General features: G+C 72.9%; 7 protein-coding genes. 4 read left to right on the forward strand and 3 right to left on the reverse strand.

Translation table 11 applies throughout. The annotated features are described in order from the left end of the window. From J0670_RS23600 to J0670_RS23615, 4 genes are all read left to right on the forward strand, one after another. Positions 1–1,043 (forward strand): endonuclease/exonuclease/phosphatase family protein (locus J0670_RS23600; RefSeq protein ID WP_207813656.1); only part of this gene is annotated, 1,043 nt, incomplete at its 5' end. 14 nt (positions 1,044–1,057) lie between these two features. After that, positions 1,058–3,037: a phosphocholine-specific phospholipase C gene (locus tag J0670_RS23605; RefSeq protein WP_207813657.1), complete on the forward strand. Its 1,980-nt coding sequence runs from the start codon at positions 1,058–1,060 to the stop codon at positions 3,035–3,037. A gap of 91 nt (positions 3,038–3,128) precedes the next feature. Then, complete coding sequence (locus J0670_RS23610) at positions 3,129–3,602, forward strand: VOC family protein (RefSeq protein WP_207813658.1); 474 nt, start codon at positions 3,129–3,131, stop codon at positions 3,600–3,602. A gap of 4 nt (positions 3,603–3,606) precedes the next feature. Further along, complete coding sequence (locus tag J0670_RS23615) at positions 3,607–4,056, forward strand: SRPBCC domain-containing protein (protein ID WP_207813659.1); 450 nt, start codon at positions 3,607–3,609, stop codon at positions 4,054–4,056. 80 nt (positions 4,057–4,136) lie between these two features. On the opposite strand, the gene J0670_RS23620 is transcribed toward J0670_RS23615, so the two are convergent. The 3 genes from J0670_RS23620 to J0670_RS23630 all read right to left on the reverse strand — a co-directional run bounded on the left by J0670_RS23620 (position 4,137) and on the right by J0670_RS23630 (position 7,770). After that, positions 4,137–5,339: an aromatic acid exporter family protein gene (locus J0670_RS23620; RefSeq protein ID WP_207813660.1), complete on the reverse strand. Its 1,203-nt coding sequence runs from the start codon at positions 5,337–5,339 to the stop codon at positions 4,137–4,139. Between the two features lie 112 nt (positions 5,340–5,451). Next, positions 5,452–6,183, reverse strand: coding sequence for a polyprenol monophosphomannose synthase (locus J0670_RS23625; RefSeq protein WP_207813661.1), 732 nt, complete (start codon positions 6,181–6,183; stop codon positions 5,452–5,454). A gap of 198 nt (positions 6,184–6,381) precedes the next feature. Further along, positions 6,382–7,770: a N,N-dimethylformamidase beta subunit family domain-containing protein gene (locus J0670_RS23630; RefSeq protein ID WP_243437416.1), complete on the reverse strand. Its 1,389-nt coding sequence runs from the start codon at positions 7,768–7,770 to the stop codon at positions 6,382–6,384. Positions 7,771–7,777: the final 7 nt, after the last annotated feature.

Here is a 7,777-nt window from a genome sequence, read left to right on the forward strand (position 1 = left end):
TCCCGCCCGGCGGGCAACGCCCCGGCATCGCCTCCTACCGCAAGGCCGGCGGCGCGGCTTGGGCCTCGGTCGCCGCCGACGGCACGATCACCGGCACCGCGCCCGCCGCCCCCGGGAAGAACCCCGAGCTCGTCGTGGTCGGCGTCAAGGACAGCGCGGGCGCCACCGACACCGTCACCGTCCTGGTCCCCGTCGTGGACCCGGCCGCCCGGCTCCGGCTGAAGGCCGCCAGCTGGAACCTGCACGACGCGGGCTCCGGCTACACCGACGCGCTGGAGAAGCAGCTGCGCGTCGTCCTCGCCCAGGGCCTGGACGTGATCGCCCTCCAGGAGACGGCCGGCGAGCGGGCCCGCACCCTCGCCGAGGCCCTCGGCTGGCACGCCTACCAGAGCCCGGGCAGCGTCGGCATCCTCAGCCGCCACCCGCTCACCGACGTGACGGCGCCGACCGCCGAGCTGCCCGCCGCCGCGGCCACCGTCCAGCTGCCCGGCGGCCGCGGCGTCCGCTTCTGGGCCGCGCACCTGGACGAGACGGGCTACGGCCCGTACGCCGTCCAGGACGGCGGCACCGCCGCCCAGGTGCTGGCCGCCGAGAACGCCTCGCTCCGGGTCCGGCAGGCCAAGGCGCTGGCCGCCGCCGTCCGGGCGGACGTCGCCCGGCGCATCCCGCTGGTGCTGGCCGGCGCGCTCTCCTCGCCCTCCCACCTGGACTGGACGGCCGCCACCGCCGCCGCCCACGGCGGGGTCGGCGCGTTCGACTGGCCGGTCACCGCGGCCCTGCGGGGCGCCGGGCTGACCGACACCTTCCGCGAGGAGTACCGCGACCCGGCCAAGGCCCCGGGCACCACCTGGTCGCCCACCCGAAAGCGGCGCGGCGACCGGCCCGAGCCGCAGGACCGGATCGACTACGTCCTGTACGCCGGCGCGCTGAAGCTGGTCGAGGCGCACACCCTGGTCGCCGACTGGCCGCAGCCCGAGCCGAACTCCGCCGCCGACGAGTGGCCCTCCGACACCGCCGCCGCCGTCGCCACCTTCCAGCTCTGAGAGGCCAGTTCGTGATGCCCGAGCTCTCCCGCCGCACCTTCGTCGGCGCCACCGCGGCCGTCGGCGCCACCGCCCTGACCGGCCTCGCCGCCACCCAGGCCGAGGCGGCTCCCGCCAAGGACGCCGCTCTCACCGGCACCGTCAAGGACGTCAGGCACGTCGTCGTCCTGATGCAGGAGAACCGCAGCTTCGACCACTACCTCGGCACGCTCAGCGGCGTCCGCGGCTACGGCGACAAGCAGGCGCTGCGGTTCCCGGACGGCACCGACGTGTTCCGCCAGCCCGACGGCCGCCGCGGCGACGGCGGGGTGATGCTGCCGTACCGGATGGACACCTCCAAGTACAACGCGCAGAACGCCGGCGGCCTCGCCCACGACTGGGCGACCGGCCACCAGGCCATCAACGACGGCGCGATGAACAAGTGGATCGCCGCCAAGGGCGAGCGCACCATGGGCTACTTCACCCGGGACGACATCCCCTACCAGTACGCCCTGGCCGACGCGTTCACGGTCTGCGACGCCTACTTCACCTCACTGGCCGGCCCGACCGACCCCAACCGTCTCTACCTGTGGAGCGGCACGGCCGGCCCCGGCCGCGACGGCACCACCGGCCCCTGGATCGACAACACCCCGGTCACCGACAACCCCGTCGCCGACTGGACCACCTACGCCGAGCGCCTCCAGGCGGCCGGCGTCAGCTGGCGCGTCTACCACAACCCCAGCAAGGACGACCGCACCGGCGACTACGACGACAACGCCCTCTCCTACTTCAAGCAGTTCCACGCCTTCCCGCACGACGACCCGCGCTACGTCAACGCGATGACGAAGTTCGACCCCGCCGACTTCGACCGCCACTGCAAGGACGGCACCCTGCCGACCGTCTCCTGGCTGGTCGCGCCCTACCTGTTCTCCGAGCACCCGGAGGCCGGCCCGGCCTACGGCGCGCACTGGGTCAACCAGGCGCTCCAGTCGCTGATGTCCAACCCGGAGGTCTGGCGGCACACCGTCTTCCTCGTCATGTACGACGAGAACGACGGCTACTTCGACCACGTCGTCCCGCCCACCCCCGAGCCCGGGACGGCGGAGGAGTTCACCCACGGACGGGCCATCGGCCTCGGCAACCGCGTCCCGCTCTGGGTGATGTCGCCCTGGTCGCGCGGAGGCTGGGTCAACTCCCAGGTGTTCGACCACACTTCGGTGCTGCGCTTCATGGAGCTGGTCACCGGGGTGGCCGAGCCCAACATCTCGGCCTGGCGCCGGGCCGTCTGCGGCGACCTCACCAGCTGCTTCGACTTCGCCGCCCCGGACCTCACGATCCCGACGCTTCCCGACACCAACGCCCTGATGGCCAGGGCCGACGCGGGCACCAAGCTGCCCGGTGTCGCGCTCCCGGCGGTCGGCGCCCAGTCGATGCCCGTCCAGGAGCGCGGCGAGCGCCCGCACCGCCCGCTGCCGTACCAGCCGTGGGCCGACGCCGAGGTGGACCGGAAGACCGGCAAGGTCACCTGCACGATGAGCAACGACGGCTCGGTGGCGTTCCCGTACACCGTCTACCCGAACGTCCTGCTGCCCTTCACCGGCACCCCGTACACCGTCGCCCCCGGTGCCAGCGCCCGGTACGTCTGGGACGCCGCCGCCACCAACGGGCGCTACGACTTCACCGTCCACGGCCCGGACGGCTTCGTGCGCCGCTTCGCCGGCACGGTGGTCCGCGACGGGCAGGACGGCCAGAACGACATCGGCGTTCCGATCGTCACCGTCGACCTGCACGGCCACCTGAAGCTGACCCTCCAGGTGGCCAACGACGGTATGACGGACGTGGCCTTCACCGCCGAGCCCAACGACTTCGCGGGCACCGCGCAGACCGTCTGGGTCAAGCCCGGCCAGCAGGTCAACCTCGCGTGGCCGCTGGACGCGCAGGGCCGCTACGACGTCGTGGTCACCGCCCACACCGGCCAGCGCTTCACCCGGCGCTACGCGGGCTGGGTGCACTGACTCAACGGGCCGCGCGGCCGGGGGCGCCGAACCGGTGACCCCCGGCCGTGGCTCGGCCGCCCCGGTGGACCCCGCCGCTACCGTCGGGCCCATGCAGAAGATCACCACCTTCCTCTGGTACGACGACCAGGCCGAAGAGGCCGCCGCCCTCTACACCTCCCTCCTCCCCAACTCCCGCGTCACCAAGGTCACCCGCTACGGCGAGAGCGGCCCCGGCCCCGCCGGTTCGGTGATGACCGTCGAGTTCGAGCTCGCCGGCCGGGAGTACGTGGCCCTCAACGGCGGCCCAGAGTTCCACTTCACCGAGGCGGTCTCGCTCCAGGTGGAGTGCGACGACCAGCGGGAGGTCGACGAACTCTGGGCCAAGCTCACCGCCGACGGCGGCCAGGAGGGCCCGTGCGGCTGGCTCAAGGACCGCTTCGGCCTCTCCTGGCAGATCACCCCGCGCGTCCTGCTGGACCTGCTCGCCGACCCGGACCGCGCCAAGGCCGACCGCGTGACGGCCGCCATGATGCGGATGCAGAAGATCGAGATCCAGCAGCTGCTCGACGCGGCCAGGGGCTGAGGCCGTGACCGACTACACCCACCGCGGCATCGTCTACCTGCACGCCACCCCCGAGCGGGTCTGGCACGCGCTCACCAACGCCGACGAGTCCGGCCTCTACTGGGGCCACCGCAACGTCTCCACCTGGCTGCCCGGCGCACCCTGGGAGCACCAGCGCGACGACGGCTCCGGGAGCGCCGACGTGATCGGCACCGTCGAGGTGTCCGACCGCCCGCACCGGCTGGTCATCACCTGGGCCGGACCGCAGGAGGCGCGGTCCGGCTGGCCGTCCCGGGTGACCTTCGAGCTCCAGCACTGGCAGAGCCTCACCCAGCTCACCGTCACCCACGAGAACCTGGGCGACGAAGAGGCCCGGGCGGACTCCGAACAGGGCTGGTCGGCGGTACTGTCCAACCTCAAGACCTACCTGGAGACCGGGCATCCGCTGCCGCAGCACCCCTGGCTGATGCCCTGAGGCCGTCGGTGCCCTTCGGGCCGGAACCGGATCAGCGCCCGGCCTCCGCCGCCGGGCGCCCCAGTTCAGTGGCCCGCCGCTCACCCCCGGACGTAGCGCCGCAGCCCGGCGAACCGGGAGAACCGCTCGCGGCTCGCCACCGAGGCCCGGTCCAGCTCCTCCATCAGCCGCCGGCTGCGGTGCTCCAGGTCCAGCTCGTCCAGGATCCGGTCCACCTCGGCCAGTATCGAGCCGTGCAACTGCCAGGCCTCCGGGTGTTCCTGGACCTTGCGCAGCAGCACCTGGGCGACGTTCTCCCGGCAGACCCAGGCCGCCGCAAGCTCGGCGGTCAGCCGCTCCTCGGCCTCCTCGGCGCTGCGGCTCACCTGGGTGGTGACCAGCACCGCGAAGCTGACCATCGCCCCGCCGACGTGCGCCAGCAACTCCTCCAGCCCCACCGCGACCTCCGGTGGGAAGAGCCGCTCACCGGGCCCGCGCCGCTTGGCCAGGTCGGTCAGCGAACGGGCCAGCACCCGGATCACCACCACGCAGATCTCCAGGGTGTCCAGCCCGGTGCGCAGCACCAGCCGGGACAGCAGCCCCTCGCTGATCCGCGGGTTGAACCGCAGGCTGTCCTCGGCCTGGCGCAGCGCCGCGTCCACGTCCGCGATCGCCTGGTCGAGCCGGCGCGCCTCGTGCAGCCGCTCGGCGGCCCGGGCCACCGGGGTGGGGCGGCCGAGCTCCTCTGAGATGTCGAGCAGCAGCTGGCGGGCCCGCCGGGCGAGGTCCTCGATCGACTCACCGGCGGTGTCCACCCACACCGGCGGGGCGAAGAGCAGGTTGAACAGCAGGCCGACGGCGGCGCCGATCAGCGTCTCCAGCACCCGGTCCCAGGCCTGCGAGGCCAGCCTGGTGACGCCCAGGATCAACATCGCGCTGATCGCGACCTCCTGGACGAACTCCTCGACCCGGACGAACCGGCCGATGACCAGCGAGGCCAGGACGATCAGCCCGAGGCTCCACCAGGAGAGCCCGACCACGGCGCTGAAGCCGATCGCGATCAGCACCCCGACCACCACCGAGTTGACCCGGCGGATGCTGGTCTTGAGCGTCGAGTAGACGGTGACCTGCACCACCAGCAGCGCCGTGAGCGGAGCGGTCAGCGGCGCGGGCTCACTGCTGAGCCGGGTCGCCACCGCGTAGGAGAGGGTGGCGGCCACGGTGGCCCGCAGGGTCTGCACCACGAAGGGGTCTCGGGCGCCGCGGCGGACCAGCGTCGTGAGGGACTCCGGGAGAAGGGCCATGACGGCCTTCTTCCCCGCCGCCGCCGCTCACACCGCCGCCCCGTCCCCGAGTTACCCGAATGACCGCGGCGGAAGGCCGAGTTGCGGCCCGGGTGAGCTGCGCTTCCGGTGGCTAGTCGCGGTTGAAGCGCAGCTTCCAGGGCGCGAGCGCGGACTCGACCTGCACCCCGATGCTCATCTTCGACATGCCCTCGATCCGCTCCTCGAAGCGGATCGGCACCTCACGGATGGTCAGCCCGCGCTGGACGACCCGGTAGTTCATCTCGACCTGGAACGAGTAGCCGTTGCTCTGCACGGTCGGCAGGTCGATGGCTCGCAGGGTGGTGGCCCGCCAGGCCTTGAAACCGGCGGTGGCGTCCCGGACGCCGAGGCCGAGGATGGTGTTGACGTAGAAGTTGGCCCAGGCGGAGAGCGCCTTGCGGTGCCAGGGCCACTCCGCGGCGGTGGAGCCGCCGGGCACGTAGCGGGAGCCGAGCACCACGGCGGTCTCGCCGGTGAGCAGGGTCTCGACCATCGCGGGTATCGCGGAGGCCGGGTGCGAGAGGTCGGCGTCCATCTGGACCACGACGTCGGCGCCCTCGTCCAGGGCCCGGGCCATGCCGGCCAGGTAGGCGCGGCCGAGGCCGTTCTTCTCGGTGCGGTGCAGAACGCCGACGGTGCCGCCGGAGTCGGAGGCGAGCTTCTCGGCGATCTCGCCGGTGCCGTCGGGGGAGTTGTCGTCGACCACCAGCAGGTGCAGGTTCGGCACCGGGAGCTCCGCGAGGAGCCCGGCGAGGACCGGAAGGTTCTCCCGCTCGTTGTACGTGGGGACGACGACAACGACCTTCGGGGAGGCCTCGACCATGTTCTGTTTCCCTCGCGCCTGCTCTGGATGAGACCGTGCGAGTGTATCGGGGTTGACAGGGTCCTCCAGCCGGGGGCCTCGGACTACCCGGGCCCACCGCGGGCCGAAATTCGGTTCGACCGCGATGGGGCCTTGTGGCAGGCTGCCGGTCATTTCAAAAGACACATCCGGAGAAACCCTTGACGATCCGTCGCGTCGCTACGCCGTGCCGTAGACGGTGGCCAGGTTGTCCTGAGCAGGGTGGGTGTGCCCGGCCGGGCCGGCGGCGAAGGCGCGCAGGACGTTCTCGGTGACCTTGCGGACGAAGTCCCCGGCGTGGGAGTCGATGCCGTGGTCGGCCTTGCCGCCGCCCGGGCCGCGCGCCTCCAGTGTCTCCACCCAGCGCATCGTCCCGGTGGCGAAGACCCCGGCGCCGCTCGGCACGGTGTAGTAGGCGGTGTCGGAGTGGGAGCGGCGGCCCTCGCAGACCACGGGGGAGTGGGCGATGACCTCGATCGGGCGCGGGGTGGGGAAGGCGGTGTTCACCCGGTCGTACTCGACGCCGACGAGGTGCGGGAAGGACGCTCCGGCCGCCACGCCCGTCCCCTCGAACGCCCAGTGGTCGGGCGAGCCGACCACGTACGGGGCGTCCACCGGGTAGCCGTCGTAGATCACGCCGAGCATCGAGCTCTCCGGGTCCGCGCCCGGGCCGGTCCGGAAGTCGGTGGTGGCCGGCGCCCCGTTCTGCCGGCCCGGGTCCTGCTCCCAGGCGTCCTTGTAGCAGACCACGGTGCGGTCCGGGCCGAGCTCGGTGGGCTCGAAGCGGACCCGGCGGTAGCAGCAGTTGGCGCCCAGGATCGCCAGGTTGGTCCCGGCGTCGCGGGCCGCGACCACGTTGGCGCGCTGCTCGGGGGACCAGTACTCGTCGTGGCCCAGTGACAGGACGGCGCTCGCGCCGTGCAGCAGCCCGGGGTCGCGGGCCACGTCGATCCCGGTGGTGTACGCGAGCGGCAGCCCGAGCCGCTCGGCGAGGGCGACCAGCGGCGCCTCGTAGACCAGGAACAGCCCGGCGCCGTGGTCGTAGTCGTACGGCCGGTCGAAGACGACCCGCAGCGAGCGGGTGGCCAGGGTGCCGGACGGGCCGTTGTACAGGCTGTAGCCGCCCCACTCGTTGTACGCCTGCCAGGTGGCCGGGGCGCTCATGACGACCGTCCGGCCGGCGGTGGTCGCGGAGCGGACGGTGAGCGGGACGTAGCGGCGGCCGGAGCCGTCCTCGGCGTCCAGGCGCAGCAGGTAGGCGCCCTCGGGCCAGCCGGCGGTGTCCACGGTGAGGCTGCGCTGCCAGCCGGTCAGCACGGTGCGGGTGGCCTGGTCCACGTGGGGGGCCGGCTGCTTGGCGCCGGGGACGTGCTCGCCGCGCCAGACCAGGCGGGCGCGGGCGCCGTCGTACCAGCCCATCCGGTAGGCGGAGACGCTGAAGGCGGCGGCGGGGGTGGAGACGTGCAGACCGAAGGACTCGCCGGGCAGCACGCTGACCCGGTCGGCGAAGCCCTCGATGGCGCCGTCCGGGCCCGGGTCGGTGATCTCCCAGTCGGGGTTGCCGGGCAGGGACTGC

The sequence above is a fragment of the Streptomyces sp. FH025 genome (assembly GCF_017427025.1).
Classification (GTDB): domain Bacteria; phylum Actinomycetota; class Actinomycetes; order Streptomycetales; family Streptomycetaceae; genus Kitasatospora.